Annotated in this window: 23 protein-coding genes; 8 read left to right on the top strand and 15 right to left on the bottom strand. The window is 62.0% G+C overall.

Annotated features, from left to right (window positions below; genetic code table 11):
- From TPEN_RS07370 to TPEN_RS07360, 3 genes are all read left to right on the top strand, one after another.
- The gene (locus TPEN_RS07370) at positions 1-453 is read left to right on the top strand and encodes a hypothetical protein (protein ID WP_052885286.1); all 453 of its coding nucleotides are present in this window, start codon (positions 1-3) and stop codon (positions 451-453) included.
- A complete protein-coding gene (locus TPEN_RS07365; RefSeq protein WP_187146324.1) occupies positions 405-1,187 on the top strand; it encodes a hypothetical protein in 783 nt (260 codons plus the stop codon). Before TPEN_RS07370 ends, TPEN_RS07365 begins: the two co-directional genes overlap by 49 nt.
- Before the next feature lie 69 nt (positions 1,188-1,256).
- On the top strand, positions 1,257-1,802 hold the full coding sequence (locus TPEN_RS07360) for a hypothetical protein (protein WP_011753099.1): 546 nt from the start codon (positions 1,257-1,259) through the stop codon (positions 1,800-1,802).
- Positions 1,803-1,811: 9 nt separating this feature from the next.
- On the opposite strand, the gene TPEN_RS07355 is transcribed toward TPEN_RS07360, so the two are convergent.
- Together TPEN_RS07355 and TPEN_RS07350 are read right to left on the bottom strand one after the other, a co-directional pair.
- Positions 1,812-2,213, bottom strand: a complete 402-nt coding sequence (locus TPEN_RS07355; protein WP_011753098.1) for a type II toxin-antitoxin system VapC family toxin — start codon at positions 2,211-2,213, stop codon at positions 1,812-1,814.
- A 6-nt stretch (positions 2,214-2,219) separates the two neighbouring features.
- Positions 2,220-2,447 (bottom strand): type II toxin-antitoxin system CcdA family antitoxin, encoded by a 228-nt coding sequence (locus TPEN_RS07350; RefSeq protein ID WP_052885284.1) that lies wholly within the window; start codon positions 2,445-2,447, stop codon positions 2,220-2,222.
- Between the two features lie 106 nt (positions 2,448-2,553).
- On the opposite strand from TPEN_RS07350, the gene TPEN_RS07345 reads away from it, so the two are divergent.
- Together TPEN_RS07345 and TPEN_RS07340 are read left to right on the top strand one after the other, a co-directional pair.
- Entirely contained in the window at positions 2,554-3,045 is a 492-nt protein-coding gene (locus TPEN_RS07345; RefSeq protein ID WP_245534159.1) for a nucleotidyltransferase family protein, read from the top strand.
- A gap of 77 nt (positions 3,046-3,122) precedes the next feature.
- Positions 3,123-3,452 carry a HEPN domain-containing protein gene (locus tag TPEN_RS07340; RefSeq protein ID WP_011753096.1) on the top strand — a complete coding sequence of 110 codons (330 nt, stop codon included), beginning with the start codon at positions 3,123-3,125 and terminating at the stop codon, positions 3,450-3,452.
- A gap of 195 nt (positions 3,453-3,647) precedes the next feature.
- Here TPEN_RS07340 and TPEN_RS07335 read toward each other — a convergent pair whose 3' ends face one another.
- Both TPEN_RS07335 and TPEN_RS07330 read right to left on the bottom strand, forming a co-directional pair.
- Entirely contained in the window at positions 3,648-4,049 is a 402-nt protein-coding gene (locus tag TPEN_RS07335) for a nucleotidyltransferase domain-containing protein (RefSeq protein WP_011753095.1), read from the bottom strand.
- Positions 4,024-4,335: a HEPN domain-containing protein gene (locus tag TPEN_RS07330; RefSeq protein ID WP_342610101.1), complete on the bottom strand. Its 312-nt coding sequence runs from the start codon at positions 4,333-4,335 to the stop codon at positions 4,024-4,026. The genes TPEN_RS07335 and TPEN_RS07330 overlap by 26 nt, the downstream gene beginning before the upstream one ends.
- 507 nt (positions 4,336-4,842) lie before the next feature.
- On the opposite strand from TPEN_RS07330, the gene TPEN_RS07325 reads away from it, so the two are divergent.
- On the top strand, positions 4,843-6,222 hold the full coding sequence (locus TPEN_RS07325; RefSeq protein WP_052885282.1) for a CehA/McbA family metallohydrolase: 1,380 nt from the start codon (positions 4,843-4,845) through the stop codon (positions 6,220-6,222).
- Here TPEN_RS07325 and TPEN_RS07320 read toward each other — a convergent pair.
- Together TPEN_RS07320 and TPEN_RS07315 are read right to left on the bottom strand one after the other, a co-directional pair.
- The gene (locus TPEN_RS07320; RefSeq protein ID WP_011753092.1) at positions 6,219-6,689 is read right to left on the bottom strand and encodes a peroxiredoxin; all 471 of its coding nucleotides are present in this window, start codon (positions 6,687-6,689) and stop codon (positions 6,219-6,221) included. The two genes, TPEN_RS07325 and TPEN_RS07320, sit on opposite strands and share 4 nt — an antisense overlap.
- Before the next feature lie 120 nt (positions 6,690-6,809).
- Complete coding sequence (locus tag TPEN_RS07315) at positions 6,810-7,346, bottom strand: DUF3782 domain-containing protein (protein WP_052885281.1); 537 nt, start codon at positions 7,344-7,346, stop codon at positions 6,810-6,812.
- A gap of 357 nt (positions 7,347-7,703) precedes the next feature.
- Between TPEN_RS07315 and TPEN_RS07310 the strand changes: the two genes are divergently transcribed.
- Positions 7,704-8,885, top strand: a complete 1,182-nt coding sequence (locus tag TPEN_RS07310) for a thioredoxin fold domain-containing protein (RefSeq protein WP_052885280.1) — start codon at positions 7,704-7,706, stop codon at positions 8,883-8,885.
- A 13-nt stretch (positions 8,886-8,898) separates the two neighbouring features.
- Here the strand turns inward: TPEN_RS07310 and TPEN_RS07305 are convergent, their stop codons facing one another.
- The 5 genes from TPEN_RS07305 to TPEN_RS07285 form a co-directional block, all read right to left on the bottom strand.
- Positions 8,899-11,265: a plasma-membrane proton-efflux P-type ATPase gene (locus TPEN_RS07305; protein WP_425358388.1), complete on the bottom strand. Its 2,367-nt coding sequence runs from the start codon at positions 11,263-11,265 to the stop codon at positions 8,899-8,901.
- A gap of 74 nt (positions 11,266-11,339) precedes the next feature.
- Positions 11,340-12,104 (bottom strand): ABC transporter ATP-binding protein, encoded by a 765-nt coding sequence (locus tag TPEN_RS07300; protein WP_011753088.1) that lies wholly within the window; start codon positions 12,102-12,104, stop codon positions 11,340-11,342.
- Positions 12,091-13,128, bottom strand: coding sequence for a FecCD family ABC transporter permease (locus tag TPEN_RS07295; protein WP_011753087.1), 1,038 nt, complete (start codon positions 13,126-13,128; stop codon positions 12,091-12,093). Before TPEN_RS07295 ends, TPEN_RS07300 begins: the two co-directional genes overlap by 14 nt.
- A 3-nt stretch (positions 13,129-13,131) precedes the next feature.
- Positions 13,132-14,256: an iron ABC transporter substrate-binding protein gene (locus tag TPEN_RS07290; protein WP_011753086.1), complete on the bottom strand. Its 1,125-nt coding sequence runs from the start codon at positions 14,254-14,256 to the stop codon at positions 13,132-13,134.
- On the bottom strand, positions 14,253-14,939 hold the full coding sequence (locus TPEN_RS07285; RefSeq protein ID WP_011753085.1) for an FmdE family protein: 687 nt from the start codon (positions 14,937-14,939) through the stop codon (positions 14,253-14,255). The genes TPEN_RS07290 and TPEN_RS07285 overlap by 4 nt, the downstream gene beginning before the upstream one ends.
- 151 nt (positions 14,940-15,090) lie before the next feature.
- On the opposite strand from TPEN_RS07285, the gene mntA reads away from it, so the two are divergent.
- Positions 15,091-15,462: a type VII toxin-antitoxin system MntA family adenylyltransferase antitoxin gene (gene mntA / locus TPEN_RS07280; RefSeq protein ID WP_011753084.1), complete on the top strand. Its 372-nt coding sequence runs from the start codon at positions 15,091-15,093 to the stop codon at positions 15,460-15,462.
- On the opposite strand, the gene TPEN_RS07275 is transcribed toward mntA, so the two are convergent.
- Genes TPEN_RS07275 through TPEN_RS07260 form a run of 4 tightly spaced genes read right to left on the bottom strand, consistent with a single transcriptional unit; the run spans position 15,459 to position 19,204 of the window.
- Positions 15,459-16,145: a hypothetical protein gene (locus TPEN_RS07275; RefSeq protein ID WP_011753083.1), complete on the bottom strand. Its 687-nt coding sequence runs from the start codon at positions 16,143-16,145 to the stop codon at positions 15,459-15,461. The two genes, mntA and TPEN_RS07275, sit on opposite strands and share 4 nt — an antisense overlap.
- Positions 16,146-16,162: 17 nt before the next feature.
- Positions 16,163-17,737: a hypothetical protein gene (locus tag TPEN_RS07270; RefSeq protein WP_011753082.1), complete on the bottom strand. Its 1,575-nt coding sequence runs from the start codon at positions 17,735-17,737 to the stop codon at positions 16,163-16,165.
- A complete protein-coding gene (locus TPEN_RS07265) occupies positions 17,730-18,470 on the bottom strand; it encodes an ABC transporter ATP-binding protein (protein ID WP_011753081.1) in 741 nt (246 codons plus the stop codon). Before TPEN_RS07265 ends, TPEN_RS07270 begins: the two co-directional genes overlap by 8 nt.
- 38 nt (positions 18,471-18,508) lie before the next feature.
- The gene (locus TPEN_RS07260) at positions 18,509-19,204 is read right to left on the bottom strand and encodes a carboxypeptidase-like regulatory domain-containing protein (protein ID WP_011753080.1); all 696 of its coding nucleotides are present in this window, start codon (positions 19,202-19,204) and stop codon (positions 18,509-18,511) included.
- Between the last annotated feature and the right edge of the window lie 7 nt (positions 19,205-19,211).

Genomic DNA, 19,211 nt, shown 5'->3' with positions numbered 1-19,211 from the left:
GTGGAGACCCGCGGCTCGCTCGTACTCGGCGTTGCAGACCTCTCCGTGAGCGTTGCGCTGTGGTACGTGTCTCTATGCCTGCTGGAAGCCGCGTACACCCGGGCCGGCGGAGCCCTAGCGGTATCCGCGGTTTTCGCCGCCCGCCTCCTAGCCTCCGCCGCGCTAACAATCCTCCTGGGCTACGCCGCGGACAAGAAGGGGGCAGGCCTCGTCCTGCTGTGCACAGCCTGGTCCATCCCCGTCTTCACAGCCGCCGCACACTGGGCGCTAAGCCTCCGAGCGCCGCCCCCGACCCTCCTAGTCCTCCTAGCGCTCGGCCTGGAAGCGGTCCTCGCGTCGTACGGCGCTTTGAAGTACGCCCTGCCCCCATCCTCGACCCGGAGGCTCCCGAGAGGGTCAACGCCGTGCTCGAAGTGTCGTACTCCATCGCCATGGTGGCGGGCCCCCCTCTAGCCGCGTGGATGGCCTCCGCCGGCCCCGCGGGCATCTCCGCGGCTGTCGCCCTCGAGCTCTCAGCCCTCGCACTGTTAACGGCTGTACTGGCGCGTAGAGGCCTAAACGCGCCAATAGGGCCCGGCGGCGGCTTTCTCCAAGCGCTGTGCAGGCTCGCAGGCTCCAGGGCCCCGCGCCTCGCCCTAGTACTCTCAACGGCGATATCCGGCGTGGGTGCGCTCGTAAACGTCTCGGTGGCGCTTGTAGCGGGCAGGCTCGGGGAAGTGCTACCAGGCTTCACGGCTAGCTACTCCCTGCTCTCCGCCCTCACCGGGCTAGGCTCCCTGGCTGCGAGCGCGCTGGCCGCGAGGAGGGGCGTCCTCGGGGAAGGCTTCCTCTACGCCGGCCTGTTGCTCCTCTCCGCGTACCCCGCCTTGCTGGGGCTATCCATGTCCGCGGAGCCCAGCCTTCTCCTCGCCACGATCCTACTCGCCTTCTCGACGTTGAACGGCTTCGGGAACGGCGCGTTTTTCCTCTGGATCCTCTCGGCGGTGCAGAGAAGCATGGGAGGCGACGTCGGCAAGGCGCTTGCAACTCTCTACGTGTTGGGAGCCCTGGCGGGGCTCCCGTTCAGCCTGGCCGCCGGCATTGCCGCTCAAAGCCTCCCGGCGTTGCTGGTAGCCTCCTCGGTGCTACTAGCCTCCCTGCCAGCCACCGCCGCGCTGGCGACGCGCTTTTCTCCCGGCCGCGCGTAGAGGGGTGAGCTTTTTGGCTCCTGTCGCGGTAAAGCTTTAATCTACCGAGCCGGACTTAACGTATAGGCTATGGAGTTGCTCGACCTCGTCTCGCTACTCGTTACGCAAGCCCCCCTCGTAGCCACAGCCATAGCAATCCTGGTAGTCTACATCGAGAGGAGGATTGCTTACGTCGAGAAAAGGTTAAGCGGCCTAGAGAGTAGGCTTGGCGGCTTAGAGAGCAGGCTCGACGAGATCACTAGAAGCGTTAACAGCTTAGTCGACTTCAACGAGGCTCTGCTCTCCATACAGGTAGGCAAAGGGCTCCTAGCGGGCACCGAGTACAAGGCTCTCCAGACCCTCTTGGCTGTCTCCAGGCCTCAGCCCAAGACGAAGTACTACACGAAGGAGGTTTACGAGAGGCTCGGCCAGCTCCTATCCAAGGACCCCGACGAGCTGACGTGGGACGACGTCTTCGAACTCGAAAAGATACACGACTTGCTCATCATGGAGTGGAGGGAGAGCAGGAGGGAGGAGCTGGCGAGGTACGCGGGGAAGCTGAGGGTCGCCATAGCGATGGCGAAGGGTTTCCTGTTGAAGAGAGGCGTCCTGCCCCCGCCGAACAAGCCTGTTTGAGCGTGCGCTCTAGAGTACTTCCCTTAGGCTCACAGCTTTAACTACGCCTTTCGCCTTCTCCCTCAGCACCCTGTCCTCGGTCACCAGGGATAAACCGTTCCTTATCGCTAGCACCACGTAGGACGCGTCGTAAGCCGTTAACCCCAGCTTGGCGGCTGTCTCCAGTATCTCCGCCTCGTACGGGTGGGGGCTCAGCACCTCTACGAGCTTAACGGTCTCGGCGAACACCTCGACCAGGTTGGAGGCCTCCTCGACGCTTATACTACCGGCCAGCAGGGCCTCCTTCCAAAGCGCGTTAACAACCTCGTATACGGTAAGCCACTGGATGTAGTTCCCGTAGATTACCCTCAAGTTCCCGAGCTTCAAGGCCTGCACGACCGACGAGGCGTCCAGGAGGAACCTCCTCTCCATCCAGGGCTACCTCTCCCTATCCTCCCTAATCCCCCTCACAACCCTCTCGACGTCTATCCTCTCCAGCGCGCCGCGCATGGCTTCGAGCCTCTTCTCGAGCTCCTCCAGCTTGCGCCGCTTAACCTCCTCCTCCAACGCGCGCCTAAGAACCTCGGAAATCCTGATACCCAGCCTCTCCGCCTCCTCTTTAAGCTCCCTCCTAACCTTAGCGGAGACGGTAACGTAGCCACCCATCGTCTTCCCCAAAAGTAGTAACGAACGTAGTATATAAGGGTTGACCTTCAACAAGCATGAGCTCCTGGTTCGCGCAACGCTTATCTCTGCCCTCGCCGTGCGTATCATGGAGATGTGCCTCGACGACGTTTGGAGCGGGCTAATCAACGCCTGCAAAGAGCTTAGAAGGGTGTTCGGCGATGAGTTCGTAGGCCTCATGCTGTTCGGAAGCTTCGCTAGGTGCGAGGCTGGCGAGCGCAGCGACGTCGACGTATTCGTGGTCTTCAAGACGCTTAGGGGCTTCGAAGTTAGGGCCAGGGCGTACAAGGCTATAGCTAAGCACGTAGACAAACCGCTAACCCTCGTAACAACTACAGTCGACGTATTAACAAGCGGTGACTGGACATCGCTCATGGTGAACATAGGCTACGACGGAGTAGTAGCGTGCGACTACGACGGATCCCTGCACAGGTTCAAGGAGAGAGTCCTCGGGATCATACGGGAACTCGACCTGGTGAGGTATAGGACTAGCGACGGCAAGTACGGGTGGATGAGGCGCGACGGCAAACCAATAATGCAGCCGGGGTTGAGCGGTGTTCAACCCAGCGAGCGAGCTTAGATACAGGTTAAGGCTAGCCCAGGGGGTACCTGAGGGAAGCCGAGGAAGCGTACAGAAGGGGGGACTGGAGGGCGACCGTGGGAAGTGCGCAACTAGCTGTCGAGAACTACGCTAAAGCAGTAATAGCTTACTTCAGGGTGCCGAGCTGGAGCCACGACCCATCCGGCGAACTCCTATCTCTCTTAGGCTCGATACCCGCTGACGCGCAGAGAGAGGCCGCAGAGCTAGCCGACATCGCGAAAACGTTAGCCCCCGAGCACGGCAGAGCTACGTACGGCGAGCCCGAAAGAGGCCTACTACCGTGGGAAGTGTACACGAGGAGCGATGCCGAGAGAGCCTTGGAACTAGCTAGAGCGGCATCCAGGCTAACAGCATTAATACTCAGCAAGCTAGGAATCGATCCCTAGCTCAGCGAGCCCCACCCCATCCAAACACATGGGTGGTTCCCGCGCGCGGCACGCGCGCTTACCCCGTTACGAGCTTATGAAGGCTCTTTTAGTGCAACCTTCACGGCATCGCGCGATGCAGTGAAGAACTTCGACACGCGTTAAGCGCGCAGTCCCCAGTGAATTGCTTCGGACGAGCTGCGGGGATTTCACAGTTTACTTCTCATTAGCGCCGTTAGCCGTTCCTACGAAGTCCTCAGCCCGGACAAAGTTCGCACCGCCTCTCCTAAGTGCCTCGAATAAGTCCGGGGTTAGAAAGTGTATCTCAAGTGGGAACCAACTCGGTACGCCTATTTTTTCTAACTCCTCCACAATCTTACCGGCGATCTCGGACCTATTCCTCGGCACCTCCCTAACCACCACAGCGATATCCACATCGCTTGCAGCCGTGTACTTACCGTCAACGATGGATCCGAAGAAGAATATCTCGTCGTCAACTCCATACTCACTCAGCACACGCTTAACCACGCTGAGCACAGACGGCGCTAGCTCGCGAAACCTAGACAACAGCCTCATCTTCTCCCTAACGAAGTCAACGTACGCATCCGCCCTCGACACTCTCAATCAACCTCCATAAATCCCTCATCAATCCAATGCAAACCTCGGCGTCATCGCGGCTATAATCGATACTGCCGTACCTAGCTACTACGTAGCCCTCTACAAGGTCCCTCAACTCCCTCCTAAACCTCCTCATCAACTCATCAACCCTACTGTCCCGCGTGTACTTATAAATAATCGCTAGCAACTCCCTAATATCGTGGATCCTCGGCATAAAGCCCATATGCCTCAATATAAATGCCTTCAGCCTTAATTGAGTTGATTGCTCAGCGTAGAAGCAAGCCAGGTCGTAGTAACGTCGTTGAATGCTCTCTCAGCATCATCCCTAAACCTGCTAGCTCTCCTGATTAACCTATTGACGTCTTCGATGCTCGTACATCCCACCTATTTTTAAGAACCTACGGAGTCAGCTTTATTACGATTTAGGTGTAAACCTTCGTTACGTATTAAGGCGCGCGCAGCGCGCGAGGCGTTCTTCCTTGGCTGCTTCTGGCCGCCGTAATAAAACTCTATTTCAGCCATCCTTCGTATTTCAGGGATCATTTCAATCGCAACAGTGAAAACTTATGAAAAATAATTAAACCGACCCTTAGGAGTGGAAGAGGACGGCCGTAGCGTTGCGGCTCTATAGAGGCTAGAGACATTTACCTTGAACATCGTGAGACGTAAGCTCAACTGTAGCTTAAAGCCCAGGCGCGCGCTAACTGTTGAATAGTGTACAGTTCTTCGATGCCTAGTTGTTATAGGCTTTCTCTGCGACATGGATATATTGCCTCGGCGCGCCGTTCTTTTTATGGCGAGCTTTAAGGGTGTCTTGACTCGGGAGGACAAGGAGAAGTACGAGTTCGTTCTCCTGCCGTTCGAGGTGCCGGAGGGCGTCGAGGCTATAGAGGTTGAGTACAGCTACAGGGCGGCGGGGAGCGGCGAGTGCGAGGTGGACATAGGGCTCTTCTCGCCGGGCGACCCGTCCTTCCCCGCGGATCCCTCGGTGTTCAGGGGCTGGAGCGGTACGAACAAGAAGAGGTTCGTGGTGGGCAGGCGGTACGCTACGCCCGGCTACCTCCCGGGAGACATCACGCCGGGTACGTGGCACATCTTGCTCGGGCTCTACAAGATCCCCGAGTGCGGTTGTGAGTACGAGGTTAGGGTAGAGCTCCTCGGCTCCGAGCGGGGGGAGGAGGCTCGCGTTCCGCAGCCCGCCGGCGGGGGAGGCGGGGCGCGGGGCCCCGGGTGGTTTAAGGGGGACTTGCACGTCCATTCCGTGCACAGCGACGGGGACGCCAGCGTCGCCGAGCTTGCACGCATAGCCAGCGGGAAGGGGCTCGACTTCGTCGTGCTCACGGACCACAATACCGTAAGCCACGTCGCCGAGTGCTTGTCCACGGCGGGGCCGGCGAGGGTGTTCCCGGGGATGGAGGTAACGACGTACTACGGGCACATGAACCTCTTCGGCGTGAGGAGCTGGGTGGACTTCAGGGCTAGGAGCGAGGGCGACGCGCGGAGGGTTATTGAGGAGGCTAAGCGGCGCGGCTACTTCACGTCCATCAACCACCCCAAGCCGGACTACCCCTGGCTACTGGGGAACGAGGACCGCGTCGACGGGCTGGAGGTCTGGCAGACCGTCTGGGAGTACTTCAACTACTTGTCCCTCAGGAAGTACGTGGAGCTGTTGGAGAGGGGGAGGGACGTCGTGGCGGTGGGGGGTAGCGACGCGCACAGGGTCGCACGGGAGGAGGGGATACCGAGGCTGGGGGAGCCGACGACCGTGGTGTACATGGAGAGGCTGAGCGAGGATGAGTTCCTCAAGTCGCTGAGGCTCGGCAGGGTCTACGTCACCGAGAACCCCTCGGGGCCCAGGCTCGTCTACCGAGCCCGGGGCGGCGGCGCCGAGGCAAGCCTGGAGACGTCGAGGCTTCTCCCCAGGGTTGAGAGCATCGAGGTGTTCGTCGAGGGCGGCGCCGGCTCCGTGGTTCTACTGCTCACCCCGGGCGGTGTGGTTAAGCTGGGCTTCGTGGACGGCGACAGCTCGGTTGTCAAGGCTAGCGTCGAGCACTCCGGGGACGGCTTCTACGCGCTACCCCTGCTGGCCAGCGCTGAGTACCCGTTCGACGACCCTCTAAGCGAGGACGCCGTTGTAAGGGCTATAGCCAACCCCGTGCTGGCTAGACGCTAGGGCTGCTGGCCGGCTAGGCTCTTCAGGGCTTCCAGGGCGGCGTGCGGGTGGTCCTCCGCCCTCGGCAGGTCCCTGAGCACCGCTCTAACCACTCCCTGCTCGTCTATAACGAAGGTAACCCTCTCGGCGGTCTTCCCGGACCTTCCCACGACGCCGTACTTGCCGGCGACCTCCAGGGATGGGTCGGATACGAGGTTGAAGGCCGCGTTGTACCTCTTCGCGAACTTCCTAAGGGTGTTCACCTTGTCGGCGCTGACGCCGACGACCTCCGCGCCGAGCCTCTTGAACTCTTCGTACAGCTCACTGAACTCGGAGAGCTCGCGCGAGCAACCAGGCGTGAAGGCCTTGGGGAAGAAGAAGAGCACGACCCTCCTACCCCTGAGCGAGCTTAGCCTGAACACCCCGCCCGTGCTTTCAGCCTCGAAGTCCGGCGCCTGCTCCCCGACCGAGACCACGCCCGACACCACTCAAGCTACCGCTTGGGAGGTATAAAAATGCTAGTCAGCCGTGTCACCACTCTTCACTGCTCCGATACTCGTGGCTCATCACTGTGCTAGAGTAGCGGCGGGGGAGATAAAGGTAGCGCGTCACTCCTTCAAAGCCGGCTTCAAAGCCACGCCTAGAGCGCCCGCAGTCTCCCAAGCATCAGTGTCGATAAAGCCACCTACGAGCACAAGCCTCGGCTTAACCCCGTAGAGCTTCTCGTAGAGCAAGCCAACCCTGTAGAGCTCGGCGACGTCTCCCCGGGAAACCCTCGACTTAACCTCTACCAGTATGTGCTCTCTGTCCCTGACGACGAGGTCTACCTCTACCTCGGACTTGTGCCCGTAAACCAGCCCTTCCTCGTCGTACATCGTCACCCTCCTAACTGCACCGGCGCCCAGTACCTCCTCTACCACGTACTTCATTGCTTCGCGGAAAGCCGACTCAGTGAGGACACCGAACCTATGGCTAACCACCATGATAATCCTCCTTAGCTCCCTAATCTCCTCCAATAGCTCGTTGAACCTCTCCTCAAGCCTCGCGAAGCGCTCTAAGAGCTCCCTCATGCCTAGGAGCCCCATCACCGCGTGGCGGAACTCCGCGTCCTCTTCGAGTAACTTCAGGAACTCGGATTTCAACATCAACCTTCAAGGTTTTGGGCAATTAAAGCTATATAAATTCTAGGTCAGCGACCAGAAACCTCTTCACCCCTCAGGCGGGGAGTTCATTCATCACCGAGTCTAGCAGAACATGAGAGGAGTAATAAACTTCACGCAGGGAAAAGGCTTAAACCCCCTAGATATACTTATACTTCGGGAGCCCGCTGGACGCGCCCGCGTCGGCGAGGATGAAGGCCGGTGGGACTCACCGCGCGTTGGACACCCCGCCCCCGGGCCAGCGCTCCAAGCGGGCTTCACGCTTTCTCTGCGCATCGGGTGCGTGCATCCGCGGGGCTGCGCGAAACAGTAATATTCCACCTGGATACACGGGTTTACGCCATGAAGACATGGAAGCTGAGCCTAAACTCACCGGCGAAGAGCAGGAGGCTGGGCTGGCGGGCTCTCGTAGCCATGGTCGCGCTATCCGCAGTGCTGAGCGTGGCTCTCCTCTACGCCCGCTCGCAACGGCCGGCCGAGCCGTACCTCCTGGCGTCCTCCAGCGAGGTGTACTCCGCCGTCAGCTCTGGAGGGGCGGTAGCCATTATGTTCTCGTCGCCCACGTGCCCGGTCTGCGAGAAGATGGAGCCCTACTGGGCGGCCTTAGCCAGCCGGGGCGGGGTGCTCGCCGTCCGCTTCTACGTGGTGAGGCTCGGGGAGGGAACCGCGGAAGCCTTCTACAAGTACGGCGTGACGTCGACCCCGACGTACATACTCTTCCTGGACGGAAGGGTTGCCGCGAGGTACGTGGGGGAATTCCCGGGACCTAACGTCACGCAGTCCATGCTCAGCTGGGTTCTCGCATCCCTGGTCCAGCCACTGCCCCAGGCCGGCGCGCCCCAGGGAAACTCCTGCGAGGCCGGGTCCTGCCCCGTGGAGCCGAGGAGCCAGGGCTCCGGCCTGCCCCTGGTGGCGGCGGTAGTCTCGTTCTTCGCCGGTGTCCTTGCGGCGTTCTCCCCCTGCACCCTCCCCCTGCTCATAGCCCACGCCGCGGCTTCCGCGAGGGTAGGGGCTAGGGCGTCCAGGATGGCTGGCGGGTGCTTCGCGGCTTCCGCGTCGAGTATACTCGCCTTGGGGTTGCTCTTCGCCCTGCTCTCCAAGGCACTCTCGGTGGCCCACGCCGTCCTGACATCCTTCACCGCCATCCTCCTCCTGCTACTGGGGGCTTCGGGGGTTGCTGGCTACAGGGTTGACCTCCCGGCCGTTCTCCCGGGGGGCAGGCTGGGCGTGTACGGTAGGTGCGGCCTCTTCGGCTTCTTGTCCGTTCAGTGCAACCTCCCCCTCGTGCTCGGCCCCTTCCTGGCAGTGGTGGGTACAAGCATGGAGGACTTCTCGGAGGCGCTGTACCTGGCGCTCGGCTACTCCCTCGGGACCAGCTCGGTGCTCGCGCTCGCGCTGTCGGGCTCCGGGAAGGTTGCCTCGCTCTTCGAGCGCGCCCTCTACAGGGAGGACCTCGTGAACAGGCTTTCGGGGCTCCTCCTAATAGCCGCGGGCACCCTCCTGCTATTCCAGCCGTACGCCTAGCCCGCCGGCGGGCTTAGAGCTGGAACTTCTTGAACGCGACGTACTTGACGGGGTCTACTACTCCCAGCGTGAAGGCGGCGGTGTAGCCTAGCGCGAAGAGTGCTTGGAGCGGAGTAAGGGGTGTCATCAGGACTCCGAGCACGGCCATCGCGGTGAACACGGCTATAGTGGCGGTGATCGAGGCTAGGAGCGCGTTGCCGGGCCTCGAGGACCAGAAGTGCTTCCTCTCCCTCACGATGTACACTCTGAACTGGCTCGAGTACACGAGTAGTAGGAGCGTGAAGCTCCTGAGCTGTTTCTCCTCGAGGCCTAGGTACCTCATGCCGAGCGCTATTGCCAGCATGCCTTCCGCGACCATGAGTATGCCGACGGCGAGGGATGCGAGCGTGATGTTCCTCACGTTCCACTTGTTCGGGTTGCTCGTATGCTTGACGTTGTCCGTCGCCAGGGACATCGTGGAGAAGTCGTTCGCGAGGAGGAGGAGCGTCATGTCGAGTAGCCCCAGCAGGAGCCTGTTGAGCCAGAAGAAGCCCAGCGCGAGCATGCCGATGAACTGTACGACTTTGACCACCTTGTTCACGACCCAGGAGAGTAGCCTCTGGTACACCTGCCTGCTCACGACTATCGCCTTGACTATCCCCTTGAGCCCCTCCTCGGTGAGCACCACGCTGGCGGAAGCCTTTGCGACGTCCGTCGCGTTGCTGACGGCGATGCCCATCTCCGCCTGCTTGAGGGCTGGGGCGTCGTTGACCCCGTCCCCCGTCATGCCCACCATGTGCCCCTTCTCCTGGAGTAGGCGCACGATCTCGTACTTGTCCTCCGGGTACACCTCGGCGAAGCCGTCGTACGTATCGACGAGCCTCAGCTTCTCGTCCCTGCTTAGCCGCTTGAACTCGGCGAACGATACGACCCTGTCCCCTATCGAAGCCTGGCGCGCGACCTCCCTGGCGATGGCGACGTTGTCTCCCGTGAGCATCATGGGCTTTATCCCGAGGCTTTTAAGCTCCTCTATCAAGGCCTTGGAGTCCGGCCTCACGGGGTCGGCGAGGGCCAGCAACCCTACTGGCGTAAGGGTGTCGAGGTCGTTGTCCGGGGACCTCGCGACGGCTAGCACCCTGTAGCCCCTCCTGGACAGCTCTTCGAGCGCCTCCTCGGCCTCGCGGGGCGCCCCGTTGCACAGCTCCAGGACTACCTGCGGCGCACCCTTGACTGCCTTGAAGCGGGCCCCGTCGTGCTCAACAACCGCCTCGGACCTCTTCAGGGATGGGTCGAACGGCGTGAAGGATACGCGCCTGTAGGCTTCGAGCCTCAGCCCCCGCGACCTGGCGTAGCCGATGACGGCGGAGTCTATTATGTCCTTGCCCTCCTCGGACGAGGCTAGAGCCGCTACGAGCGCGACGTCGTCCTCCCCGTAGCCTCGGAGGGGCACTACTCCCACGACCGAAAGCTTGTTCTGCGTTATGGTCCCCGTCTTGTCCAAGCAGACCACGTCTATCGACGCGGCGTCCTCGACTGAGCTGAGCCTCGTCACGAGTGCACCCTCCTTGGCGAGCTCCAGGGCTCCGACGGCCTGGACTATCGTGAGCACCGCGGGGAGCGCGACGGGAACCGCGCCCATGAGGAATATGTCCGCGAAGACGGCTATCGAGAGGAGGTCCATCCCGCGCACCAAGGCGTATGCGGCGGTGGCTAGGAGCGCGGCGACCCCCACGTAGAGCATGTACCTCGTGACGGCGAGTATGATCTCCTCCTGGTGGGACCTCGGCTTCGCTATCTTCACCAGCTCGGCTGTCCTCCCGAAGTAAGTGTTGACCCCCGTGTTGACGACTAGGCACTTCGCCTCGCCCCTGACGACCACGGAGCCCGCATACGCGACGTCGGACTCCTTCAGGCTCACCGGTAGCGACTCGCCCGTAAGCGCCGACTGGTCGACGAGTAGCTCTCCGCTGACTATCTTGACGTCGGCTGGCACGAGGTCCCCCAGCCCCAGCATAACCACGTCTCCGGGGACTATCTCCCTGGCCTCCCTCGTGGTCCACGAGCCGTCGCGGAGCACCTTCACCCTGACCACGAGCCTCTTCTTGAGGTATTCGAGCGCCTTCTGCGACTTACGGGAGTGCGCGAAGCCTATAGCCGCGTTCACGGTGAGTAGGGCGAATATTATCACGGCCTCCAGGTAGTGCCCGAGCAGGTAGGAGAGAACAATCGCGAGCTCCAGTAGCCACGGCATGGGGCCCCAGTACCGCGAGAGGAACTCCACGACGGGGCTCCTCTTCTTCTCGACGACCTCGTTGTAGCCGTACTTCTCCAGCCTCCTCCTCGCCTCCTCCTCCGAGAGCCCCGAAGGAGAGGCCTCTAAAATCCTGAAGGCCTCCTCCACGGGTAGCTTGGCAAACTGGTCTGTTGTGAGTGTGGAGGGCACGGAAATCTGAGAAAGCCGACCTATTAAAAAGTTTAGAGGCTATGGTCTATTATTACCGCCCGGTGCTCCGGTAGCACCTTTAGGCTTACCCCGTAGACTTCCCGGAGCAGGTCCTCCCTCATTACGTCCTCCGGCCTCCCAAAGGCGTAGACGGAGCCATCCTTCATCGCGAGGATCTTGTCCGAGTACCTGTACGCGTGCGTCAAGTCGTGAAGACACATCACGACGGCTACCCCGCGCCCCGAGGCTAGCCGCCTGATAGCCGACAGAATCTCTACCTGGTGCTTCGGGTCCAGGTCGTTCGTGGGCTCGTCGAGGAGTAGCACGTCCGGCTCCCCCGCCAGCGCCCTAGCTATAACCACCCTGCGGAACTCCCCTCCGCTCAGCTGGTCCAGGCGCCTCGCGGCTAGATGGGAGGCGTTAACAGCCCTTAAGGCTTCCACCGCCTTCCGGTAGTCGCTTTCCGAGTAGTCCCACGACGCGTAAGGCCTCCTACCGGTCAACACAAAATCCAGAACGGTCACGTAGGATTGCACGTCCACCCTTTGCGGAGAGTAGCCGATAATCCTCGCTATCTCTCGCCTCTCCATGCCGGCGATCTCCCTCCCATCCAGGTAGACTGCGCCCAGCCTCGGTCTGAGTATGCCGTCGATCGCCCTGAGGAGGGTCGTCTTGCCGGAGCCATTCGGCCCTATAATCGAGAGGATCTCCCCCCTTTCAACATCGAAGCTCACGCCTCCCAGAGCTTTGAAGTCCCCGTAGTACACCGTTACTCCCAGAACCTTAAGTAGGGGCACGGCCACTACCCCTCAGCAACAGCGCTACAAGCACGGGTGCACCGATCAGCGACAGCACTATCCCGACCGGCAGGACGACGGGGGATAGGACGCTTCGCGACGCGGCATCGGACACTAGAAGGAGGAGGCTACCGGTGAGCATGGACGCCGGTACGAGGTACCGGTGCCTCCCGCCCACGAAGAGCCTCGCCAGGTGGGGGGATACGAGGCACAGGAAGGCCAGAATCCCGACGAACGCTGTCGCTAGGGCTGCGCCGAGCGCGGCTACCAGCGTGACTACCAGGCGGGTCGCTCTGGGGCTCACGCCGGAGGACGCCGCGAGCTCATCACCGAAGGACAGGAGGTCCAGGTCCTTGTGGAAAGCTACGTAGACCGGCAGAAGCGCGGAGGCGCCGGCCGCGAGGACTCCTAGCTCGCTCCACCCGGCCCGTCCAAGGTCCCCGAAGGTCCAGAAAATCACGGTTGCCAGCTGTACCTCGTTGAGCACCAGGTACTGCATGAGGTAGAGCGCGGCCTGGTACACGAAGCTGATGGCTATCGACGAGAGCACGAGGGCCCTCGGGTCGAGGCCCGCCTTCCAGGAGAGGGCTAGCACTACGAATACCTGTACGACCGCGAATGCGAACGCGAAGAGCGCGATGAGAGTTGGGCGCGAAAAGGTCAGCACCCAGGCTCCGCCCGTCCCGCCTATCCCCGTGACCAGTGCCACTGCTACGCCGAGCGCCGAGGCCTGCGATATCCCGAGCGTGAAGGGGGAGGCCATGGGGTTGCGGAAACTCGCTTGCGTCAGTGCGCCAGCCCCGCCCAGCAGTGCACCTACTAGGAGCGCGACGAAAGCCCTCCTAGCCCTTAGCGCGAGGACTATGCCCGCGTCGCTGGACCCCTCCTGTAGTAGCCGGAGCACATCCCAAGGCTTGTAGACAGTTCCCGAGAGGATCGAGAGAGGCAGAGCCGCGGCTACCAGCGCTAGCAGGAGAAGCACCGCGAGGCTCCGCCTTCCAAGCAAGCTTTCTACAATCTCCATACGCTAACACTTGAAGAGGTCGGAGAGGTCCCCGAAGCCCCTTCCCAGCCCGGACACGAAGTCCTTGTAGATCGGCTTTCCAAGGAACTTCTGGTATATCTCGTCCGCCTTCCTCGCCGGATCCACGTCAGCGAAGCGGTCGGGGTAGAGGACTTTGCCCATGTAGTACGCGTCGGCGAACGCCGTTGCCACGTTGGTGTGGTAGTAGTTGAACGGCAGTATCGCGTAGACCCTCCCCGCCCTGAAAGCCTCTAGCGCGCAGTACTTCGATTTATCCTTGTTGAAGTCGTCGAGCACGTTGTTAAGGTTGTTCAGGTCTATGAACACGTAGGCTGGTTGCCTCTTCAGTATGAACTCAAAGTCCACGTTGATAAAGCCCACCTTACCTGTCTCGTCGGCGATGCTACCGGTGCCTATGAGCTGGAGGGGCGGGAATTTCCCCTGCGTACCCGTGAAGGGTTGCGCGCCCTTGTAGGAGACGGCCCCGACGTAGATGCTCTTCTTCTCAACACCCTTCGCCCTGCTCGCGAGATCCGAGACCAGGCTGTCGACGTACGAGCAGAGCTCTCTCGCCCGTTCCTCCTTGCCGAGGATCTTTCCGAGCAAGGTTATCGCCCTCTTAAACTCAGAGGCGTTGAGGTACCCGGCTATCCCATAGTCCACCACGACGACGGGTGCTCCCACCTCCTGGGAGAGCCTGTCCGGGTCGTAGAGCTCGACGTAGACCCTCGACATTATCACGAGGTCGGGCTTCACGCTTCTTATAAGCTCCGGGTTTGGAGGGCTCCTGGGTCCCCCGGGGCCTATCGTGGGCAACTTCCTGAAGAACTCCGAGTACACCATGGCGTAGTCCCGCCCTACGACGGACCACGTCTTCTCCGCATCCTCCACCCCGACGACGAGGTCTACTGCGCCGAGGTACGATACGAGCCTGAGCGCCCCGGGACCTATGGCTACCACCCTTGAGACCCTCGCCGGTACACTCACGTTCCTCCCGGCATAGTCGACGACCCAAACCACCGAGGGTTTCTGCTCCTCCCGGGGCTTCACAGCCGGGTAGTAGAGGAGCGCGGCCCCCGCGATGGCCACTACGATTAACAGCAAAACGGCTACCTTCCAGGCTTTCATCGCCCGATCACCCTGAACGGGATCCTGAAGCTAGCCACGATGCCCCTCCCAAGAACGGCGGGTACGGGTACACCCGCGCAGCTCGCGCAGAGAGGCTTCCCGTCCACGTAGACGGCGCGTGGCTTCCACACGAGCTCTCCGCACTTGCTACACTTCACAGTCTCGAAAATAGGGGCTCTCTCCACTTCCTCCTCGAAGCTCACCTCCTCGACCTTGAAGAAGCTCTCGGGTAGCTCGAGCATCCTAAGGCCTAGTTCCTCGAAGAGCTTGTCCAGCTCTTCAGCGTCCTCGCGCGTACCCCGACCCTCCACGACAACTTTCCTCCACAGCTCCGACGCGCGTGGCGGATAGAGGCTCTCGACTTTCTCCGGTACAACGTAAACTCTTACGCCCCTTTTCTCCCCCCTCCTGAAAAGAGTGAGGGCGGTCTTCCCGGTGTCCAGGTAAATTAAAGCGTTGTTACCGAAAGTGCAGCCAGTCGCGACTTGTACTCCGTCCGCGAAGCAGTTGTTAGCCTCTACTATCGCTACGAGCTCCTCGCCAAGAGTCTCGGAGACGCCGGGCCTCTCCCGGACTCCGAGCTTCTCAAAAGCTATCTCCGATGCTCTCAGCCCCAGCACGAGGTATGGGCATACGTGTCCGTGGAACTCCCTAGCCTTCTCCAGAAGCTCCTTGCTAACCACAGGGGATCACCGTTTTTCTCATACAGTAACAACATCTAGTAATACCATGTTATATACTTTGCGTTTCTCCCCCGTCAGAAGAACGCCGATCGTGTAGACATACGCGTGAGGCATATAGGCTGGACAACGTTACGTATCTTGTGGGGCTGGCGTGGATCCTGCGGAAACGTGGGAGGAGTTGAGGCCTGTCTTCGAGAAGCACGGCGTGCTCTTCGCCTACCTCTTCGGCTCTAGGGCTAGGGGGCTTGAGAGGGAGAACAGCGACTGGGACTTCGCGGTCTACTTCGGCAGGGAGGTCACTGTGGTCGACGAGGCACGCCTCGAGGACGACCCCGAGAAGGCTACTGGCTTAAAGGTGGACGTCGTAGCGCTCGACAACGCGCCCCTAGACTTCGTCTACGTGGTTCTGAGGGACGGCGTACCCGTGTACTCCAGAGACGAGCGGCTCAGGAAGAGTTGGGAGATCGAAGCCTACCTAGAGTACCTCGACTACGAGGCGTGGATTTCCAGTCTGCGCGTCTAGGCGCGCACCCAGTCACCGTTCACCTTCCTGTAGGCTACCCACGGGTGCTCCTTCTTCAGGGCTTCGAGGTCCACTACCCGCGAGCCCTCCGGCCTCCCTTCCAGGAAGCTGACGACGTCGTCTATGATCCCCGTATCCCTCGGCACGGCCTTCTCCCTCAGCACGTAGTAGCCCCCGTCCTCCGAGAAGTAGACGAGGCTCAGCGGCCCTAGGAGCGAGAACACGCCTGCCTGGTAGTAGACGTGGCGCCTGGGCTCCCGCTCCACGTCGAAGCTCTTCACCTCGTAGAAGTGCCCGGTGTACTCGTCCTTGAAGTCCGGCTGGGCGTAGAGAGCCCCCGCGAAGCCCTCCTTCAAGAAGATGACGACGTGGGTCTTCGGCTTCAGGTACCTGGTGTAGGGGCTCTTCGACCACGCCGCGAGCATCCTCCAGATCCTCCTCGCGGCCTCCTCGACCTCCTCCCTGGAAGCCCTGTAGCCCATCTTCTCCAGCTCCGCCTTGAGGACGGCGACGGCGCACCTCTGCGCGTAGCCCAGCGGGGGGCGCCTAGCCCTCCTATAGTAGTAGTTGTACTTCGAGGTTGCGACTTCCACCGCTTTTCCGAGGGCTACGCTCACCGGTGGGTCAGCCTCGCCAGCCCTGCTCTTAACGTAGGCGTAGGTAGGGGCTACCACTGCCTTCACGCGGACCACCCCGGAGCTTACTGGGCAACGTCTCTCTCTTCGAGGAGCTCTCCAGCCACGCCTACACCCACGAACAGCACGACCGCTCCGGCAACCGCGGACGAGAGGGCGTACAGCGCGACGTACCGCTCCCCGGACGCGGCGGCTAGCTCGAAGAGGGATACGCCGAGCGCCGATAGCGACGCCGAGACTGCCAGCAGTAGTAGCGCTAGGGCGTCCTCGACAAGGTAGAAGCCCCTCGAAGAGTACCTAACCACCCTCCTCTTGCTCATCACAAGGGCTACGAGTAGAGTGGTCGCCACCCCGGCAGTCGCGGAGGCGAAGACCGAGGAGAGGGGTAACAGGAGGTAGACGCGCTCGCCGGTGTAGGAGAAGAGCAGGAGCCCGGCCGCCAGGAAGGAGGCGAGCGAGTACACGAATACCTTCAGCGAGGATGCGAGCGCGAGGTACCTGAGGTCCACGGGCACTGACCTGTAGAGCCAGAGCGGGGAGAAGTCCTCCTGGACCGAGAGCTGGAGCTCCACGAGGATCACCATCATTGAGAACACGACGGCGAAGACCGCCAAGCTGAGGGGGTCCAGCCGCGGGGCGAGCGCTCTCGCCGCTACCCCGGCGAGCCAGCCGGCAACCGCCCCGGCGACCGCCAAGGCCCCCTGGGCGCCGACCAGCGGGCGCAGGAAGACGACCCTGAGCACGGAGGCTCCGGGGCTCGACGAGTAGGTCTTGATGCGCGCGGAGACCAGCCTGCCCAGCCTCAGCCTCCTCACCTTCTCCGAGAGGGGCTTCACGTCCTCCGGCGACACGAAGCCTGCCAGCGCGTACTGAGCGGCTACGAGCGCGGCTACAGCGAGGCCGAGGAGGCCGGTCTCAGCGGCTACCTGCCCCACGCTCTCGGAGACTGTGAAGCAGTGCACGAGGGAGGACGCCGGGAGGAGGGCCGGGTACACGAGGAGCGGGGATACAGTCCCGGTCACGGCCGAGTGGGCCGCGGAGGCTACCAGGTAAGCCAGGAAGGCGGCTCTGAGCGCCCACGCCTTCCCCCTCATCGCTAGCTTGGCTGTGTTGACTAGGCCTGCCGCTACCTCGGTGAACACCACGTAGAGGAAGAACGAGGCCGGCAGGAGCAGGACCTTGGCGGCGTTGCCGGCGGAGAAGACCGCCGCGTAGAATGCTCCGGGGACGAGGAATACTAGCTGCACCGCTAGCGACTGTAGCGCTTGGTGAAGCGTTCTCCCGAGCACGTACTCCCTCATCGTCACCGGGAGGGTTAGCAGGACCTCGTACTCAGCCTCCTCCGAGACTGTCAGCTCCGTCCTCGGGAGTAGCCCCACCACGGCCAGCGAGAGAGCCTGGAAGGCGGCGAGCGTTTCTACAGCGCTCCTCTTGTCTAGGCCCTGCACCGAGAGGCTCCTCCTCGCGTAGGCGAACGCGTCACCCCTGTAGGCGGCGAGCACGGCGATAAGCGCGTAGAGGCCCGCGAGGAGAGCGGCGAGGAGGAAGGCGGCTACGCGCGCCCTGCCCCTGCGTAGCACGCCCAGGCTGTTCATCGTCAAGTAGCGTGCAACGGTGAAGGCGCCCCTCAAGCTACACACCCTTCACGAGCCTCATAAAAACGTCCTCCAGGGTCGCGTCCTCCCCCAGCTCCGCCGCCCTCTTCACGTCCTCCAGCGACCCCTCCGCGATCAACCTGCCGCCCGAGATTATCCCAACCCTCGACGCAAACCTCTCCACGACGTCGAGCATGTGGCTCGAGAGGAGGACGGCCGCCCCCCTCCCAGCGAGCCGCCTGAGCTCGTCCTTCAGGGTCTTCTGGGACTCCGGGTCCATCCCGGACATCGGCTCGTCCATCACGAGTACGCGCGGCTCGTGGAGGAGCGAGGCTACGACCAGGACCTTCTGGACAGTCCCCCTAGAGAGCTCCCCCATGAACGCGTCCCTGTACTGCTCGAGCCCGAACATCGAGATGTACCTCTCGGCGCGCTCCGAGAGCACGTCCCTGGGTATCCTCCTCAAAGCCCCGACGAAGTCGAGGAACTCGGAGACCCTGAGGTAGTCGAAGCCCACGGGGTTCTCCGGAACGTAGCCGGTACACCTGAGAACCTCCCTCCTCTCCCTCAGCACGCTGTGGCCGCACACCACGACGTCCCCAGCGTCCGGCCTCAAGAGGCCCACCACGCACTTCAGGGTCGTAGTCTTGCCGGCGCCGTTGGGGCCCAGCAACGCGTAGATCTCTCCCGGGCGCACCGCGAAGCTCAAGCCCTCCACGGCAGCCTTCCCGCCGTACCTCTTCTCCAGCCCCTTCACCACCAGGAGGCCTTCCAGCATACTCCGCGGTAAACCCGGAGAAGAACTTAAAGGTAGCGCTAGCCTCCCGGAGCGACGACCCTCGCGGCCCTCCTCTTCCTCCAGGAAGCGTACTCGTAGAGGGCCACGTACACCGCGAAGACAGCTAGAACCGCCAGCAGCGAGACCCCCAGGAGCTCGGAGGCGCTGAGAGCCCAGCCCCCAACCTCGGCTACGACGTCGAGCGCGGCTTCGACCCTGCTCTCCCTAGAGGGCTCCACGACAGCCTCTACGCGCGCCGAGCGCCCCCCGTACGCAACGGCTACCTCGTAGGTACCGGCCGGTAGAAGGGTGCTGTAGATACCCGAGGAGCCCGCGGACCCCTCCTCGACGGTAACGCCTCCCCGCGAGATGGTTACGAGGGCGCCGGGGAGCGCCTGCCCCCTCGCACCCTTAACGGCGACCGTCAGCCTGCCTATGCTCGGGACGACGAGCGTTGAGTTCTCGTATACGGTCACGGTCTTCTCGTAGTTGACGGGCACCCCCTTCCAGGAGACCACCTCCACCCGCAGGACTCCCTTAACGACGTCCTTGACGGTGAAGGGCGCGGCCGGGTTAAGCGTGAACTCGTACACCCTGCCGTCGAGCGTCGACACCCTGACCAGCGCCCCAGCAAGGCTCGTGCCGTCGTACGCGACTATCCTCAGCGTAGGCTGGCCCCACGCCAGCGGGGCTAGGAGCACCGCGGCGACGAGCAAAACCCCGAGGAGCCTCATCAACAAC

This window comes from Thermofilum pendens Hrk 5 (assembly GCF_000015225.1).
Taxonomy (GTDB): Archaea; Thermoproteota; Thermoprotei; order Thermofilales; family Thermofilaceae; genus Thermofilum; species Thermofilum pendens.
The sequence above is the reverse complement of the archived record's forward strand: the minus strand, read 5'-3'. Positions and strand labels throughout refer to the sequence as shown.

What these genes read in the sequence shown, in the direction of transcription:
- TPEN_RS07360 (WP_011753099.1), top strand. Translation starts at nt 1,257, where the DNA reads ATGGAGTTGCTCGACCTCGTCTCGCTACTCGTTACGCAAGCCCCCCTC.
- TPEN_RS07355 (WP_011753098.1), bottom strand. Translation starts at nt 2,213, where the DNA reads ATGGAGAGGAGGTTCCTCCTGGACGCCTCGTCGGTCGTGCAGGCCTTG.
- TPEN_RS07350 (WP_052885284.1), bottom strand. Translation starts at nt 2,447, where the DNA reads ATGGGTGGCTACGTTACCGTCTCCGCTAAGGTTAGGAGGGAGCTTAAA.
- TPEN_RS07345 (WP_245534159.1), top strand. Translation starts at nt 2,554, where the DNA reads ATGGAGATGTGCCTCGACGACGTTTGGAGCGGGCTAATCAACGCCTGC.
- TPEN_RS07325 (WP_052885282.1), top strand. Translation starts at nt 4,843, where the DNA reads ATGGCGAGCTTTAAGGGTGTCTTGACTCGGGAGGACAAGGAGAAGTAC.
- TPEN_RS07315 (WP_052885281.1), bottom strand. Translation starts at nt 7,346, where the DNA reads ATGTTGAAATCCGAGTTCCTGAAGTTACTCGAAGAGGACGCGGAGTTC.
- TPEN_RS07310 (WP_052885280.1), top strand. Translation starts at nt 7,704, where the DNA reads ATGAAGACATGGAAGCTGAGCCTAAACTCACCGGCGAAGAGCAGGAGG.
- TPEN_RS07295 (WP_011753087.1), bottom strand. Translation starts at nt 13,128, where the DNA reads ATGGAGATTGTAGAAAGCTTGCTTGGAAGGCGGAGCCTCGCGGTGCTT.
- TPEN_RS07290 (WP_011753086.1), bottom strand. Translation starts at nt 14,256, where the DNA reads ATGAAAGCCTGGAAGGTAGCCGTTTTGCTGTTAATCGTAGTGGCCATC.
- TPEN_RS07265 (WP_011753081.1), bottom strand. Translation starts at nt 18,470, where the DNA reads ATGCTGGAAGGCCTCCTGGTGGTGAAGGGGCTGGAGAAGAGGTACGGC.
- TPEN_RS07260 (WP_011753080.1), bottom strand. Translation starts at nt 19,204, where the DNA reads ATGAGGCTCCTCGGGGTTTTGCTCGTCGCCGCGGTGCTCCTAGCCCCG.